General features: G+C 65.0%; 13 protein-coding genes. 8 read left to right on the top strand and 5 right to left on the bottom strand.

What is annotated here, in order from left to right; translation table 11 throughout:
- The 5 genes from ACCQ01_RS10540 (at position 1) to ACCQ01_RS10520 (ending at position 3,926) form a co-directional block, all read left to right on the top strand.
- A complete protein-coding gene (locus tag ACCQ01_RS10540) occupies positions 1-459 on the top strand; it encodes an NUDIX hydrolase (RefSeq protein WP_011037129.1) in 459 nt (152 codons plus the stop codon).
- Positions 456-1,592, top strand: coding sequence for a tRNA 2-thiouridine(34) synthase MnmA (gene mnmA, locus ACCQ01_RS10535; RefSeq protein ID WP_228432939.1), 1,137 nt, complete (start codon positions 456-458; stop codon positions 1,590-1,592). The genes ACCQ01_RS10540 and mnmA overlap by 4 nt, the downstream gene beginning before the upstream one ends.
- Positions 1,592-2,206: a high frequency lysogenization protein HflD gene (hflD, locus tag ACCQ01_RS10530; RefSeq protein WP_228432938.1), complete on the top strand. Its 615-nt coding sequence runs from the start codon at positions 1,592-1,594 to the stop codon at positions 2,204-2,206. Before mnmA ends, hflD begins: the two co-directional genes overlap by 1 nt.
- Positions 2,207-2,356: 150 nt before the next feature.
- Complete coding sequence (locus ACCQ01_RS10525) at positions 2,357-3,547, top strand: methyl-accepting chemotaxis protein (protein ID WP_011037126.1); 1,191 nt, start codon at positions 2,357-2,359, stop codon at positions 3,545-3,547.
- An 88-nt stretch (positions 3,548-3,635) separates the two neighbouring features.
- Positions 3,636-3,926 carry a hypothetical protein gene (locus ACCQ01_RS10520; protein WP_228432937.1) on the top strand — a complete coding sequence of 97 codons (291 nt, stop codon included), beginning with the start codon at positions 3,636-3,638 and terminating at the stop codon, positions 3,924-3,926.
- A gap of 995 nt (positions 3,927-4,921) precedes the next feature.
- Here ACCQ01_RS10520 and ACCQ01_RS10515 read toward each other — a convergent pair.
- Positions 4,922-7,708 (bottom strand): bifunctional diguanylate cyclase/phosphodiesterase, encoded by a 2,787-nt coding sequence (locus ACCQ01_RS10515; protein WP_016945287.1) that lies wholly within the window; start codon positions 7,706-7,708, stop codon positions 4,922-4,924.
- 157 nt (positions 7,709-7,865) lie between these two features.
- Between ACCQ01_RS10515 and ACCQ01_RS10510 the strand changes: the two genes are divergently transcribed.
- Complete coding sequence (locus ACCQ01_RS10510; RefSeq protein WP_228432936.1) at positions 7,866-9,959, top strand: sensor histidine kinase; 2,094 nt, start codon at positions 7,866-7,868, stop codon at positions 9,957-9,959.
- 3 nt (positions 9,960-9,962) lie between these two features.
- On the top strand, positions 9,963-11,684 hold the full coding sequence (locus tag ACCQ01_RS10505; protein WP_011037122.1) for an EAL domain-containing protein: 1,722 nt from the start codon (positions 9,963-9,965) through the stop codon (positions 11,682-11,684).
- A 141-nt stretch (positions 11,685-11,825) separates the two neighbouring features.
- Here the strand turns inward: ACCQ01_RS10505 and ACCQ01_RS10500 are convergent, their stop codons facing one another.
- The 4 genes from ACCQ01_RS10500 to flgA form a co-directional block, all read right to left on the bottom strand.
- Positions 11,826-13,052 carry an ATP-binding protein gene (locus ACCQ01_RS10500; protein ID WP_014507708.1) on the bottom strand — a complete coding sequence of 409 codons (1,227 nt, stop codon included), beginning with the start codon at positions 13,050-13,052 and terminating at the stop codon, positions 11,826-11,828.
- 77 nt (positions 13,053-13,129) lie between these two features.
- Positions 13,130-13,462 (bottom strand): hypothetical protein, encoded by a 333-nt coding sequence (locus tag ACCQ01_RS10495; protein WP_011037120.1) that lies wholly within the window; start codon positions 13,460-13,462, stop codon positions 13,130-13,132.
- 14 nt (positions 13,463-13,476) lie between these two features.
- Positions 13,477-13,788, bottom strand: a complete 312-nt coding sequence (gene flgM / locus ACCQ01_RS10490; protein ID WP_011037119.1) for a flagellar biosynthesis anti-sigma factor FlgM — start codon at positions 13,786-13,788, stop codon at positions 13,477-13,479.
- Between the two features lie 66 nt (positions 13,789-13,854).
- Positions 13,855-14,499, bottom strand: a complete 645-nt coding sequence (flgA, locus tag ACCQ01_RS10485; protein WP_011037118.1) for a flagellar basal body P-ring formation chaperone FlgA — start codon at positions 14,497-14,499, stop codon at positions 13,855-13,857.
- Positions 14,500-14,892: 393 nt separating this feature from the next.
- Here flgA and ACCQ01_RS10480 point away from each other — a divergent pair, with 393 nt between their 5' ends.
- Positions 14,893-15,837 carry a chemotaxis protein gene (locus tag ACCQ01_RS10480; RefSeq protein ID WP_228432935.1) on the top strand — a complete coding sequence of 315 codons (945 nt, stop codon included), beginning with the start codon at positions 14,893-14,895 and terminating at the stop codon, positions 15,835-15,837.
- Positions 15,838-16,273 lie beyond the last annotated feature (436 nt).

Here is a 16,273-nt window from a genome sequence, read left to right as displayed (position 1 = left end):
ATGACGCTTCAAGAAACCCGCTGGCACCCCGATGTCACCGTGGCCACCGTGGTGGTCCGTGACGGCCGCTTCTTGCAGGTGGAAGAATCCATCGGGGGGCGCCTGCTGTTGAACCAGCCCGCCGGGCATCTGGAGCCGGACGAAAGCCTGCTGCAGGCGGCCGTGCGCGAGACCCTGGAGGAAACCGGCTGGGACGTGCGCCTGACCCAGTTCATCGGAACCTACCAATGGGTGGCGCCCACCGGGCAGTGCTTCCTGCGCTTTGCCTTCGTCGCCGATGCCCTCGCCCATCATCCCGAACGCAGCCTGGACACGGGTGTGGTACGCGCGCTGTGGATGACGCCCGAGGAACTGCGCGCTGCCAGCGATCGGCTGCGCAGCCCGCTGGTGTGGGAGGTGGTGGCCGACTACCTGGCCGGGCAACGCCATCCGCTTGCGCTGGTACGGCACGTCGCATGAGCACGCCGCGGACCATCGTAGGGGTGTCGGGCGGCGTGGATTCGTCGGTGGCGGCATGGAAGCTGGCTCAGGACGGCGAGCCGATCGCCGGCCTGTTCATGCAGAACTGGGCCGACGATGGCAGCGGCGACTGCCGTGCCGAGGACGACCGGCGCGATGCGGTGGCTGTCTGCGGCGTGCTGGGTATTCCCTTCCATTTCCGGGATTTCTCCGGCGAGTACTGGAGCGGCGTGTTCGAGCATTTTCTCGCCGAATACGCAGCCGGACGCACGCCGAACCCGGACGTGCTGTGCAACCGCGAGGTCAAGTTCAAGCACTTCCTGGAGGCTGCCCAGGCGCTGGGCGCCGAGCGGATCGCCACCGGCCACTACGCGCGCGTGGCCCATCTGGGCGGGCGCTGGCGGCTGCTACGCGGGGCCGACCGCAACAAGGATCAGAGCTACTTCCTGCACCAGTTGGGCCAGAGCCAGCTGGCGGCCACGCTGTTCCCGATCGGCGAGCTGGAAAAGAGCGCGCTGCGCCGCATCGCCCAGGACGCCGGCCTGCCGACGCATGCCAAGAAGGATTCGACCGGCATCTGTTTCATTGGCGAGCGCGACTTCCGCGAGTTCCTGGGCCGTTATCTGCCCGCCCGCACCGGCGAGATCCGTGACCCGCAGGGTGAGCGAATTGCCGAGCATCCGGGGGTGTTCTATTTCACCCTGGGCCAGCGCGAAGGCCTGAATATCGGCGGCGTGCGTGGGCGAGCCGCAGCGCCCTGGTACGTGGTGGGCAAGGACGTGGCCAGCAACGTGCTGTATGTGGACCAGGACCGCGACAGCCCGCTACTGCAGTCCCGTTGGCTGCAGTCCGAGCAGGCGCACTGGGTCACCGGCGCACCGCCGGCCCGCAGTTTCAGCTGTACCGCGCAAACCCGCTACCGGCAGCCGGATGAGCCCTGCACCGTGACCGTCCAGGACGACGGCACGCTGCAGGTTCACTTCGAGCGGCCGCAACGCGCAGTGACGCCGGGGCAGTCGCTGGTGTTGTACGACGGCGAGGAATGCCTGGGCGGTGCGGTCATTGCCGCCACCGATGCGCCGCTGGAACGCCAGCTGGCGGGATCTTCTTTTTCTTCCGAGGTAGTGGCTTGATGAGTTCTTCCATGGATCACCGTGTGCTGGCGCTGGCCGGCGTCGCTCAGGCCTTGCAGCAGGTGCGGCGGATCGCCGAGACCGGGCATTCGGAGGCGGCAACGGTTCGCACTGCCGTGGACAGCGTATTCCGGGTGGACGCCGCCACGCCCGAGGGCGTGTATGGCTCCTCGGCCGATGTGGCGCCAGGCCTGCGCCTGCTGCACAACTATTTCACCAACCAGGGCAAGGACGACATGCTGCCGCGGCTGGCCCTGGCGGTGCTGCAACTGGAGCGGCGCTTCGTGCGCGACCATTCCACGGTCGAGACCGTCTCCAAGGGCATCGATGCGGCCGCCCGCCAGGCCCAGACCTTGGGCGACAGCGCGCACCCGGATGTGCTGAGCGCGCTTGGCGCCCTGTATGCGCAGACCATCAGCCACCTGCGCCCCAAGGTCATGGTGCAGGGCAACCCGCACTACCTGGGCCAGGCCGGCGTGGTCGCCGAGATCCGCGCGCTGCTGCTGGCCGCGGTGCGCTCGGCGGTGCTGTGGCGGCAGATGGGCGGCAGCCTGTGGGATTTCCTGTTCGCCAAGCGTGCCATGATCGAGGCGGTGGCGCGCGCGCTGCGTTGATGGCGCAGGTCGCCTGCGTGGCGTGAGACACGCGCAGGCAGTGGCACATCGGAGTGATGCGGTTGAATGGCGTGCAGCGACGTGGTGATCGTCGCTAAAGACAAAGGGGGTACGGCCGATACAGCAACCGTGACTCTGCCGAGAACGCCCATGTATTCACGTCCACTTATCCGTCTGGCCGCCCCTTTGGCCCTGACCTTGCTGTTTCCCTTCGCCGTTGGATTCGACTGGCCCGCTTCGGTGCGCTGGGCGATCCTGGTGACCATGACCCTCAGTTGGTTGGGTTTCGCTGCCTGGGTGACGTATTCCCAGTTCCGGCGTAATCCGGACCAGATCCGTATCCTGCGCGAGCAGGACCAGCTGCTCAACGAACTGCGTACGTTCGTCAGCAACGAAGTCGACGGTTCGCGCTCCGAAGTGGAACGCGCCCGTGAACTGATCCGCCAGGCCGTGTCCGGTCTGGGTGGCAGCTTCGAATCGATGAACCGCAAGTCGCGCCAGCAGAGCCAGGCATTGGCCCGCATCGTCGACCGTGCCGGTGACGACGGCAGTGCCGGCGTCGACGTGGCCCGCTTCGCCCAGCACGCCAGCTCCCGCATGGAGCAGTTGGTGGAAGCGCTGGAACAGGTCAGCGGCCAGAGCACCAACACGGTGCACCACATCGACGAGATGGCCCAGCACTTGGACGGCATCTTTGCGCTGCTGGAAGACGTCAAGTCGATCGCTGACCAGACCAACCTGCTGGCCTTGAACGCCGCCATCGAAGCAGCGCGTGCCGGTGAAGCCGGTCGTGGCTTCGCGGTGGTCGCCGACGAGGTGCGCAACCTGTCCGAACGCTCCACTACCTTCAACGAACAGATCCGCAAGCTGGCACACAGCTCCAAGGAATCGATCGCCAAGGTACGTGAAACGGTCTCGCAGCTGGCCTCGCGTCACATGGACCGCTCCCGCGAGGCGCGCCATGAATCGGCCGCGATGCTGGAGAACGTTGCGCAGATCAACGCCTCGTTGGGCGATGGCATGCGCGAGATCTCCGAGTGCGCACGCTCCATCGATGGCAGCGTTGCCGAAGCGGTGCGTGCCCTGCAGTTCGAGGACATCGCCACGCAGACGCTGAGCGGTATCCACACCCACCTGGATCGCCTTACCGCGATCAACCGCGAAGCGACGGCGCTGCAGGAACTGCTGCATCGCAATGGCGGCGTGTACGACAGCGACCTGGTTGCGTCGCTGGCCAAGGTGTCCAGCCGTCTGCGCGACATGCGTGTGGAGTGGGAACGCCCGCCGCACAAGCCGGTCGCACAGCAGGGAATGGGCGCTGGCACGGTCGAGTTGTTCTGAGACCGATGCCACGCACTGCCTGATCCCGACATTCCCCGGTCTTCCCGGGGATTTGTCGTTCCGCACGACCCTTCGATACGCCACGACCATGACCCTTTCCGTCTCGCTCCCAGAACCACGCGCCGATGCGGCACTTGCGGCGGCCGCTGCCACCGCAGCGGCGCAGGCCGAGCGCATCGCCCACAGCGAAGCTGCCCGCCCCGCGCTGCGCAGCGTGCGCCTGCCGGCCGCGCTGGAACAGTTGGAGCGTGCCGCCCGTGCGGAAGTACGGGCAATGCAGCACCCACGCCGCAGCTGCAGCGAAGAAGAACTGCTGTTCGCGACCTTGGCTTGGGATATGGGCCTGGATGGCGCCGCTGTCGGCGTGTCTGCACGCTGACGGTTATACGACGGCGGGGCGTTCCTCGGCAGGCGCCCCGCCGGTTGTTTTCAATGCCCGACATTGAGTGCTTCTGCATCAGACCGTGCTAATGGGCTTTGGTCTGAGCACACAGCACCATTAGATGCAGCACCAGGGTGAGTTCTCCCCTGCCCGTCTGCGCGATGTCTTCCATGACGTCTACGGCTTGGACTAATGCTTCGATCAGCTGATCTGCGGCTTGGCTGCTAGATGGTTGCTCGCCCAGCACCGCCGGAATATGTCGTGAATCCTCCGATGGAGGATCAATGCGGCATTGTTCTTCGTGCTGCTGGGTTGCTCTGCAGCGATCGCGCGCCTTCAGATCGCGCGACTGCTAGCGAGCAAGGAACGATCTAGTTTGCTGCGGGATCCTTGCTGGCCCACCATTGCGTGACACGCTGTGAATCCGTCCATGGAGGCTCTTATGCGGCATCCATGCCGCATAAGGTCCCCGCAACGGCGAGCCGGCAAGAACTAGTTGGGATGGTCGGGTGTCGGAGATCAAGAGCAATGCAGAATGCGCGTTGTCCGGTACTGATGCGCAAGCTCAATGTCTGACGCATGTCGAACTACAAACAGCTTTTCATGGCCACCGACCAACTTTCTGGTGCGGTGTCCTCGCCGCTTGCGGGACCATGTGGCGGCATGGATGCCGCCACTGAGCCTCCATGGACGGATTCACGGCGTGTCCCGCAAGCGGTGAGGGCGCCGCGCGCTCCACTCACTGAGCATTTGACGTGGGCGCCACTGCACCTAAAGAGCGCTACTGCTCGACTGGCGGCGTGTGCATTTGGTGAGTGCGGCGAGCAGATAGCTCAGTTACAGCGCTTGATCCGCAGCCTGGCTGCAGGGCGCGACCGCATATCGCGGGAAACGCCGGAAGTCGTAAAGGCTCGTGCATTCAACGCACTGAGCTTTTGACCTGAGCATTGGATTACAGACGACGCCTAGACCAGGCCAGGCCGCAGATTGCGTCAGCTGGCGATGACCAGGCGTGCGCCCAGGCGCATGCCGGCTTCGGCTTCGCGCAGCCACTGCGCCATGTCGCGCGGCGAGAGCGGGCGCGAATAGAAGTAACCTTGAATTTCGTCGCAGCCCTGCTGACGCAACAAGGCATCTTCCTGCACGGTTTCCACGCCCTCGGCGACCACCTGCATGCCGAGCGCATGGCCCAGATGCACGATCGCCTGGGTGACTTCGGCCGTGTTGGCATCGTCGAGCATGCCCTGCACGAAGCTGCGGTCGATCTTCAGCCGCTGCACGGGGAAGCGGTTGAGGTAATGCAGGTTCGAGAAGCCGGTACCGAAGTCGTCAACCGCGAGCAACACGCCGTTCTGTTCGAACAACTCGAAGCAACGGCGCAGTGAGTCCGAATCGCGAATCAAGGCTGATTCGGTCAATTCCAGCTCCAGCCGTGCCGGCGACCAGCCGTTGTCGCGGCAGATTTCCAGCACGCGCTCGGCAAAACCGCGCTCGCGCAGCTGCACGGCAGATACATTCACCGCGATGCGGCTGAAATGGAGGCCGGCGCGGTCCCACACCACGGCTTGGCGGCAGGCTTCGCCAATGACCCACTCGCCCAGGCGCACGATCTCGCCGCACTCTTCGGCAATCGGGATGAACTCGGCCGGGCTACAAGGGCCATGCCCGGGGCGATTCCAGCGCATCAGCGCTTCGATCGCAGGCGAGGTATCGCCCACCGTGTTGACCAGCGGCTGGTAGACCAGGGTGAATTCTTCGCGCTCCAACGCGCCATGCAGCGCGTGCTCGAGCTCCAGGCGGCGCTGCGCGCGCAGCAGCACATCCTGGCTGTAGTAGTGGAAGGTGTTGCGCCCGGAATCCTTGGCCGCATACATCGCCGCATCGGCGGCGCGCAGCAGGCTGTCGAAATCCGACAGGCCTTCACCCTGCAGTGCAATGCCAATGCTGGCACCGAGCTTGAGGGTGACGTGGTCCTTGCGCAGCGGCTCGCCCAGCGCACTGATCAGCTTGCGTGCCACATGGCCGGCGTCTTCTGGCTCGGAAAGATCGCGCAGCAGCACGATGAACTCGTCGTCGCTGAAGCGGCCGAACAGATCGCTGTTGCGCAAGTGCTGATGCAGGCGGGAGGACGCGAGCTTGAGCAGGTTGTCGCCGGTGGCATGGCCGAACGAATCGTTGATGCTCTTGAAGCCATCCAGGTCGATCAGCAGCATGGCCATCACCTGGCCACGCTCGTGTGCTTCGCGGATGGCGTTCTCGGCCTGTTCGCGCAGCAGGAAGCGGTTTGGCAACCCGGTCAGGCGGTCGTAATGCGCAAGCAGTTCGATCCGCTCATTGGCTTCGCGTTCGCGACTGACATCGCGGAACAGCGCCACATACCGCGGCGGCAGGCCTTCGCGACGGTCCAGCTCGATCAGCACCTGCACCCACACCCGCTGCCCGGAGTTGCGGTAGAAGCACAGCTCCAGCTGTTCCGGCAGCCCACCATCGACGATGCGCAGCAAAGCCGCTTCGAAGGCGTCGCGCGAATCCTGGGTGTACAGCGACAGCGCCTGCTCCAGGGTGATGTTTTCCTTGCGCAAGCCATGGATGCGATAGCACTCCTCGGTCCACTGCATGCGCCGGGTATCCACCTCGATCTCGCAGCCGCCAATCTTGCCCAGCGCAGACACGCGGTTGAGCAACTCGGTACGCCAGCGGATCAGGGCGTCGGTCTGGCGCTGCTCGGTTACGTTCTGCAGCTGACCGAGCACGCGCACCAGTGCGCCGTCGCCGTCGAACACCGGCTGTGCCCACACGCGCAGATGATGTGGATTGACCCCGAGCCTGCCGTTGATCTCCAGCTCGAAATGCACCGGCATCCCTTCGTGCTTGATCTTGCGCCAGGCGCTGCGCAGGTGTGCCACGGACGGGCCGGCCAGCAGGCGCAGGATGTCGCGCACGCTGTGCAGGCGCAGGTCCGCCAGGCCAAGCTGCTGCAGGAAATCCTGCGACACCCACAGTTGGTCCTTCAAGGTGTCCCAGCCCCAGCTGCCCATACTGGCAATACGCTGGGCTTCTTCGAGCTGGGCCTGCTGCTCGCGCAGCTGCTGCTCAAGCAATTTATGGTGATGCACGTCGGTATGCGTGCCGACCATGCGCAACGGGCGACCGTCGGAGGTGCGCGATACCACGCGGCCGCGATCCAGGATCCAGCGCCACTGGCCATCGTGCTGACGCAGCCGGAACTCGGCCACATAGGTATCGGTGCGCCCGTCCAGATGCGCCTGCACGGCCGCGCTGACTTGCGCATGGTCGTCAGGATGGATCAGCCCGGACAGGGCGGTGAGATTGTTCGGCAGCGGCTGTTCGGAGTAACCCAGCATGCGGGTCCAGCGTTCGGAGCGATACACCACGTCGGCGGCGATGTCCCAATCCCACAGCCCGTGGTCGGCGCTGTCCAGGCCGATTTCCCAGCGGCTGGTGCCATCGGCGCCCAGTGGCTCGGGAATGCTCAGGGTGAAGGCCATGACCTGGCCCTGCTCGTCGCAGACCGCGCGCAGCCACCCTTCCAGGCGCCCACCGCCGCTACCCGGCAGCACGCACGCCGCCATGCCGCCGCTTTCGGCGATCTGGGCACGGCTGCTTTCCAGCACTTCGGCGTATGCGCCAAGGGTTGCCGGCAATCCGAGGGATTGCGCGACGCGGTTGGCCGCCAGGGGCTGGCCATGCGCATCCAACAACACCACCGCTGAGGTCAGCGGGTGCTGAAGCATGCTTGCGATGACGCCTGAGTCCACTCTGGAGCACTCCGAAGGTCGACCCCTGCCTCGGAGTCGCAATGGATAGCGGCCGTCTGGCGGATTAGTTGAGACAGCCTTTCGCTGGCCGGCCGTGCCGGGCCGAGTTACGGCTAAGATGGCCGCATTGCCCGCTCCATAAGGTCGTTCGCGGACCATGCACCAACACGTTGCCGCGCCGGTGTTCTCTTCTGCTCCCGTGTCCCGACTTCGCCTCGCCGAGCGCCTGCAGCGCGGCCTGTGGACGCTCACCGGCCTGTATCTGCTGGCGGGCGTGGTCTGGCTGCTGCTGGGCAACCGCATGCTCGACCTGGCCGGCGCGCCCCAGCCCGAGCGCTGGTCCGATGCCGGCTTCCTGCTGATCTCAAGCGTGGTGATTCATCTGGTGCTGCGCCGCTTTGCCCAGCAGATCGTGGAAGAACACGGCGAGCTGGCGCAATCCCAAGCCCTGTTGCAGGCCAAGTTCCACGCCCTGCCCAGCCCGGCCTGGATCTATGACCTGGCCACCTTGCGCATTCTCGATGCCAACCCGGCCGCGCTGGAATTCTTCGGCTGGGAGCGCGATGCCCTGCTGGAGCAGACCATCCACGCGATCTGGCCGGATGCCGACGCCGGCCGGCTGGAAGAGATCGTTGCGCAGATCCGCACCAAGGGCGATGACACCTGTGCGCTCACCGAAGACCTGCTGACCCGCAGCGGCCTGCGCCATGTGGAGATTCGCAGCAACCAGCTGCACCTGGCCAGCGGCCCGGCGCGGCTGGTGGTCACCGTGGATCGCAGCGAGGAGCGCCAGGCGCAACAGCTGCGCGACGAGGCGCTCAACCGTCTGGAAGAAGCCCAGGCCATCGCCCGGGTAGGCTCGTGGGAACTGGACCGCGCCACCGGCGTGGGCCGTTATTCGCCTGCGGTGTACCGCCTGCTGGGGCGCAGTGTGCCGATGCATCGGCGCGACCATCGGCTCGAAGAGCTGCTCACCGCCTCCGATACCGCGACCCAGGCACGCATCGTGCGCATGATCGAAGACATGTGCACCGGCGGTGAGGTGCAGATCGACGTCCTGCTGCCGCTGGTCGGCGGCGACTCGCAACCGCGCACCGTGCACCTGCGTGCGGAGAGCGTGACCACCCCGACCGGCGCACGGCACATCCACGGCACGCTGCAGGACGTGACCGAACGTGAGCAGTCACGCCGCCTGCTGCGCGAGCGCGAAGAGCAGTTCCGCGAGCTGGTGCGGGTGTTGCCGGATGGTGTGCTGATCCTGGCCGACGAACACGTGATGTACGCCAACGCTGCCGGTTCGGCGCAGTTCGGTTTCCAGGGCGAAACCATCCTAGGCGAACCCTTGCAGACCCTGGTTGGCGATGCCGATCTGCCGATGGTGCGCGAGTACCTACGTGCCGGCAGCGATCGCAATGAGCCGGTGTCCAGCGCCCGGGCAATGCGCCGGCGCGACGGCAGCACGTTTTACGCGGGGCTGTCTGCAGGTGACATCCGTTATGGCGGGCGTGACTGCAAGTTGCTGGTGGTGCGCGACCTGAGCGAGCCCGAGCGCATGCGCGATGCATTGGCCGAAAGCAATGCCGAACTGCAAGCCATGGCCAAGCGGCTGTTCTCGTTGCAGGAAGACGAACGCCGCGCCATCTCGCGCGACCTGCACGACGACATCGGCCAGGCGATCACCGCGATGAAGTTGTCGGCGCACGCCGCACTCGATGAAGCCGACCCGGTGGCGCGCCGCGAGGATCTGCAGGAGATCGTCTCGCTGGCAGACAGCACCGTGACCAAGCTACGCAATCTCTCGATGCTGCTGCGGCCGCCGCAGCTCGATGCATTGGGGCTGGAGGCCGCCTTGCGTTGGCAGGCATCAATGCTGTTCCGCGCCTCGCAGGTGCGGCTGGAACTGGATATCCAGGCTCTGGACGAACGGCCGGGCAACGAAATCGAACAGGCCTGCTTCCGTATTGCGCAGGAAAGCCTGACCAATGCGTTGCGGCACGCGTGCGCGGGCGAAGTGCGGATGAGCCTGCAGTCGATCGACGGCGACGGTTTTCGCCTGGAAGTCAGCGACGATGGCGACGGGTTCGAACCGGAAGGTCCGCGTGGTCTGGGGCTGATCGTGATGCGTGAGCGTGCGCAAACCGTCGGCGGTGCGCTCGCGATAGAATCGGCTCCCGGAGCAGGCACGCGCGTGACGTTGCGCCTGCCCTATCACCCGGTCGGCGAGTCCGTCCCTGAAGATGGTGGACGTTGATTCATGTGGAGCCCTGTGATCCCGCCCGGACTGGAAATCGTCAAGCCCACCCGTCTGGGCGCGGGAAACCCTGAATTACTGCATCTGGTGGATGCCGCCGCCTCCGGTGGCCCGCCGCTGATGATCTTCCATATCGACATCGACCACTTCGCCTCGATCAACGAGAACATGAGTGGCGAGGTCGGCGACCAGGCGTTGACCCTGACCGCACGCCGGCTGCAGGAATTCCTTGGCACGCGCGGCAAATTGTGGCGGCACGGTAGCGACGAAATGATCGTGGTGGCGGTGCGGCGCGAAGACACGCCCCTACCGGAAGACTTTGCCGAAGAGATCCGCCAGCAGCTGGAATTGCCGCTGTCGGTGTTGCCGTATACGTTGTTCATGACCGGCAAGGTCGGCATCAGCCTGTGTCCGGAACATTCCACCTCGCTCTCCACCCTGCTCGACTACGCCGAAGAAGCCAGCTACCAGGCCGCGCGCGAAGGCGGCAATACCGTGCGCCTGTATACGCGCAACTCGGCCACCAATGCGCATAGCGAAAGCATCATTGCGCGGCAGATCGTCGATGCCATCCCGCATGGCGAACTGCGGCTGCGTTACCAGCCGCTGGTGAGCGCGCGCGATGGCCGCATCGTCGGCATGGAGGCTTTGCTGCGCTGGCAATCGCCCACGCTGGGCATGCTGGTGCCGGAGCGCTTCATGCGCACCGCCGAGCGGCTGGGCGTGATTGTGCAGATCGGCGAATGGGTGCTGCAAAACGCGGTGCGCCAGGCACGGTTGTGGCGCGACCAGGGCTTTGACGATTTCAGCATCGCGGTGAACGTCTCCACGTTGCAGCTGCTGCGCCCGGGCTTCTTCAACGAAGTCATGGCCATGCTGCAAACCGCCGGCGTGCCGGCGCAGTTCGTGACGCTGGAAATCAACGAAAGCGCGTTGACCAATAACGTCAACTTCGTCCACGAGACGATGGCCAACCTGCGCAACGAAGGCATCAGCCTCAGCCTGGACAACTTCGGCACCGGCGACTCCAGCCTCAGCGCGTTGGTGCGCTACCCGGTAGACCGGCTGAAGATCGACCGCAGCTTCATCAAGAGCGCACCGGCCGGCAGCCGCGAGGCGGCGATTGCGCGCGCGATTATTGCGATGGGCCATCAGTTGGGCATGACGGTGATCGCCAACGGCGTGGAATCACAGGCGCAATTGGGCTTCTTGCGGCGCAACGACTGCGACATCTTCCAGGGTTATCTGTTCGGCGAGCCGATGTCGGCCGAGTCCGCCGGCATGGCGCTCCGCCGCCGCTATCTGCGTCCGGAATCGTTCGCCGAAAGCCGCCCCGACCGCACCTTGCTGTTGCTGGACGACGAAGAGAACGTGCTGCGCTCGCTGGTGCGGCTGTTCCGCCGCGACGGCTACCGCATCCTGGCCGCCGGCAACGTACGCGACGCCTTCGACCTGCTGGCCACCAACGATGTGCAGGTGATCCTGTCCGACCAGCGCATGTCCGACATGAGCGGCACTGAGTTCCTGGGCCGGGTCAAGATGCTCTACCCCGACACCGTGCGCCTGGTGCTCTCCGGCTACACCGACCTGGCCACGGTCACCGAAGCGATCAACCGCGGCGCGATCTACCGTTTCCTCACCAAGCCCTGGAACGACGACGAGTTGCGTGAGCACATTCGCCAGGCATTCCGCACGCATGATGAGTTGCGGAACGGCCGGGAATAGGGAATCGGGAATGGGGAATCGGTAGAGCAGATCTCTACCGCCTGATTCTCCGCGTGCCAAATCGTGCCTCAAAACCAAAGCACCAGCGCACGCCGCTCTACCGATTCCCCATTCCCGATTCCCCATTCCCGGCGCGAAGCGCTACCGCGGCTGCCGCACCGGCAATACGATCCGGAAGCTTGCGCCCTGCCCCGGGACGCTTTCGACGTCGATGCGGCCGTGGTGCTTGTTGATGATGCCGTAGGAAATCGACAGGCCCAGGCCGGTGCCGCTGCCGACCGGCTTGGTGGTGAAGAAGGGGTCGAAGATGCGCTGCAGCAGGTCCGGGGCGATGCCGGCGCCGCTGTCCTGGAATTGGATCCAGACGTTTTCCGCCTCGTCGCGGCCGGTGGTCACGGTGATCGTGCCGCGCTCGACAATCGCCTGCCCGGCATTGAGCAGCAGGTTCATGTAGACCTGGTTGAGCTCGGATGGCAGGCATTCCACCAACGGCAGCTCGGCGTAATTGCGCTCCAGGGTGACCTTGTACTTGAGCTCGTTCCAGATGATGTTGATCGTGGATTCGAGGCCGGCATGCAGGTCCACCATCTTCCAGGACTCGGATCGGTCCGAGTACGAGAAGTCCTTGAGGTCGCGCACGATGCGCGTCACCCGCTCGATACCCTCGCGCGACTCGGCCATCAGCTGCGGCAGATCGCGGCTGATGAAGTCGATGTCGGCGCGGTTGCGGATCTCGTCGATTTCGGGGATCAGCGCTTTCGGATCCGGCGCCTGCAAGGCGCGTTCGTAGGCTTCGATCAGGGTGAACAGGCTGCGCAGATATTCCTGCAGGCTGCCCAGGTTCGAGTGCACATAGCCGATCGGGTTATTGATCTCATGCGCGACGCCGGCCGCGAGCTGGCCGATGGAGGCCATTTTTTCGGACTGCAGCAGTTTGTCCTGGGCGCCGTTCAAGCGTAGATAGGCCTGGCGCAACTCAGCATGCCGCTGTTGCAGCTCGCGCTCGTAGTCCTGCTGGCCTTCGATATTGTGGAACAGCGCCAAAAAATGCCCGACGCCCTGCTCCTCGTTGTAATACAGATGCGCAATCACCACGCGGTCGCTCACCGGCAGGCTGCCGGTCCAGCTGCCCTTGCTGCGCGCCTGGTTGAGCGCATCGGCGGGCAAGACTTGCGAGATCCGCTCACCGAGATTGCGATCGTCGGTGGGATCTTCCTTGCACAGGCTCTGGCGCGCGATTGCGTTGGCCATGATCAATTGGCCGTCGGCGCGGAACAGCAACACACCCTCAAGCATCTGATCGCCGAAGGCGCGCAGCATGGCCGAGGAAGGCAACAACGTCTGATTGAGAAAGAACTTGGCAGTCACGGGACGAGGCAGCGTAGAGGACGCCTCAATATACGCCGAACCCGTGACCGGCCGTGTTGCCGAATGCGGCGTGGCGCTCAGGCCACCGCGAGCGAGCGGCCGGCGCGCAATACGCTGGATTGCCCGTTGGCGTCGTAGGACGGCGCGCTTTCGGTCCGCCCCAAATGCCGCAGTGCCCAGTTCACCTCACGGCGCCGGCGTGCCAGCAGCGCGCCATTGGCGCGGTTGGCTTCGGCCAGTTCGCGCAGACGCTCTTCCTGGCCTTCGGGCATCTGCACTTCGAGCGCGCGCAGTGCCGCCAGCTTGTCCTGGGTGTGCCGCATCAGGCTTTCGATGTCGTGCTCGATCAATGCCTGCCGTTCGCCGGCCAGCGCATCGCTGAGACGTTGCAGGGAATCGTTCACGTTCATCCTTTGGCCGGCAATTAGCCCGCCAGTTGCTGGTTCAGATCCATCATGCGGCTGGCGATGGCATCCGGGTTGATGGAATAGCTGCCGTTCTGCAACGCTTCCTTCACCGCCTGGACGCGACCGGTGTCGATCGCCGAGGACTGCGAAAGCTCGCGCTGCAGCGCTTGCAGGTTGGTCGCTTCGCCGGTCAGCTTAACGCTGTCGGTGGGCGGTGTTGCGGCAACGGGTGACGCGCGGTCTTCTCCAGCGGAGGCAATCTTGCTGCCCACGGTGGCGGTACGAAGAGTCGCTGCGGTCGGTAGATTGCCTTCGATTTTCTGGCTCATGTCAGGAACTCCTCTACAGGTCGTAGGGGATAACGGCGGCCAGAAAAAAAACTTTATAGAGAATTTCTATCTGGACACCACCACGGTACCGCTCGCTTCAACAATGCCCTGAACGACCCGGCGCGAGGATGAATTCTCCACCGAGACACGCTCGTTCTCGCCAGCGTCGGACAGCGCGCGACCGCTCATGCGCACCTCCAGCCCACCATTGCGCGACACCAGCGGCACCGTGTCGCCACGCCGTACCAGCCGCGGGGTGACCAGGTCATTGGCCGACAACAGCGTGCCAGCCGGCAGGATGCGGCGGGCGGTCTTGCCCACCGCAGTAGCCGGGTCGGCCAGGACCGCACCGACGATCCGCGCGGCATCGCGCTTCTCGATGCTGATATCGGCCAGCGAGATGGTTTCTCCAGAGGTGATGCCGCGACGCAGGACCAGCACATCCTGGTTGCGCCGCACCTTCAATGGCACGAACAGGCGCCAGCCGGCCGGCTGCGGGCACGCCACTTCCACCGTATTGGTACCGGTGGGCTGGGCCTGCAGTGCGATTGGGCACGCCGGCATGCGCAGGCCGGGATCGAGAGTGGCCTCGGCTTCGGCATCGGGGCCCACGGTGGCGAGCGCGGCGGCACGGATCGAATCAACGGACTGGTAGCCATCGGCCCAAGCCGGGGCAGACACCAACAGGATGACAAGCAGGAGCAGGCGCATGGGACCAGATCCGGAAGAAGACGCGGAAGCTCCTGCAAGCTGTGTGCCTGTTTTGCCGGGATTGGTGATTGGGGATTTGGGATTGGTTAGAGCGGGCTGCTGCAGATCCAACGGGTGCGGTGATTGCTGCTGTTTGTGGCCCGGCGAGGGCCAAGGACGTCATCCAGCAGCGCGGCACAGCTCAATCAACAGATCCACACCTTAGCCCTGCCTTTGATTTCGCTCCAAACCAATCCCAAATCCCCCAACCACCAATTCCCTGCCTCAGGCGACTTCCGAATCACCAATCACCGCTCCTAGCGAATCCCCAATCCCGACTCACGAATCCCGACAGCGCCCCCGACCAACCATAAAGCCCTCAAGTTTCCCAAGGGCGCTGTCGATATCTGCCCCATGACCCACGATCTGCTCAACCGCATCGACCAGCGCACGCGTCTGGCTGGCCACAATCGACTGGCCCTGCTGCTGTTTCGGCTGGGCGGCCGCCAGCTTTTTGGCGTGAACGTCTTCAAGGTGCAGGAAGTGCTGCGCCGGCCGGAACTGTTCCAGGTGCCCGGCCTGCCGACCGAGTTCGCCGGCGTTGCCGACGTGCGCGGGCGCTCGGTGCCGGTGCTGGACTTAGGCCTGGCCATTGGCCACCCGGAGCGCGACCCGCATGGCGACAACGGGCCCGGCTACCTGGTGGTGGCCGAGTTCAACCGCTCGGTGCAGGGCTTTCTGGTCAGCGGCGTGGAACGCATCGTCAATATCGCGGTGGAAGATATTCACCCGCCGCCGGAACTGGGCGCTGAAGCCACTTATTTGACGGCGGTGACGCGGTTCCAGGGTGAGCTGATCCAGGTCATCGACGTGGAAAGCGTGCTGGCCGACATCGCCAAGATCAGCAAGGACGTGCAGCTGGATCCCGGGCTGCAGCTGGTCACCTCCGACCGGCAGTTCCAGGTGCTGGTGGTGGACGACTCACGCGTGGCACGCCAGCAGATCCGCAGCGTGCTCGACCAGTTGGGCGTGGCGGCAACGCTGCTCTCCGACGGCCGTCAGGCGCTGGATCATCTGCTGCAGGTGGCGGCATCGGGCGAAAACCCGGCCGAGCGCTACGCCATGGTGATCTCAGATATCGAAATGCCGGCAATGGACGGCTACACGCTGACGACGGAAATCCGGCGCACGCCGGGCCTGCAGGGCCTGTACGTGCTGCTGCACACCTCGTTGTCGGGCGTGTTCAACAACGCCATGGTCGAGCAGGTGGGCGCCAACGCCTTCGTGGCCAAGTACAGCGCCCACGAGCTGGCCGATTACGTGCTGGCCCGCCTGCGCGTGGTGGCCGAAGCCGCCTGATCCTGCTGGGTCCGGCCGCCCTGCCCGCCTAAGCGTGCAGGCCTGACGGGGATTTCCCCCGTCTGAGAGTCACTCCGAATGTGCTGCTGCCCAAACGGGCGGCCGTACGTCTGCGCAAGCGCCGTAAGGGTTTGGCCGCGCCTGGCCCGCGCACACGCACCTACTTCTATTAGCGATCAGCCACTTCCCTAGCTGGCTCGCCTGCTTGCGCGCAATGGGCTCGGCACATTAGCCGCGTTGCGCTCTGGCAAGCCTTAAACAAGAACGTGGCAAGCCCGCTGCCCCGTCACCGCGCGTGGCCCTGCCGACGACGACACGGCCATGCGGCACGGCCCACCGCTTGCAATGCCAAGCGACCCAGCGGTGACGCGCCAAAGGCACCCTGCCCGGCCCCACCAGCACGGCGCCCAGGATCTGGCACAAACATTGCTTCTTC

It is taken from the genome of Xanthomonas sp. NCPPB 4037 (assembly GCF_041475695.2).
Taxonomy (GTDB): domain Bacteria; phylum Pseudomonadota; class Gammaproteobacteria; order Xanthomonadales; family Xanthomonadaceae; genus Xanthomonas; species Xanthomonas campestris.
The sequence above is the reverse complement of the archived record's forward strand: the minus strand, read 5'-3'. Positions and strand labels throughout refer to the sequence as shown.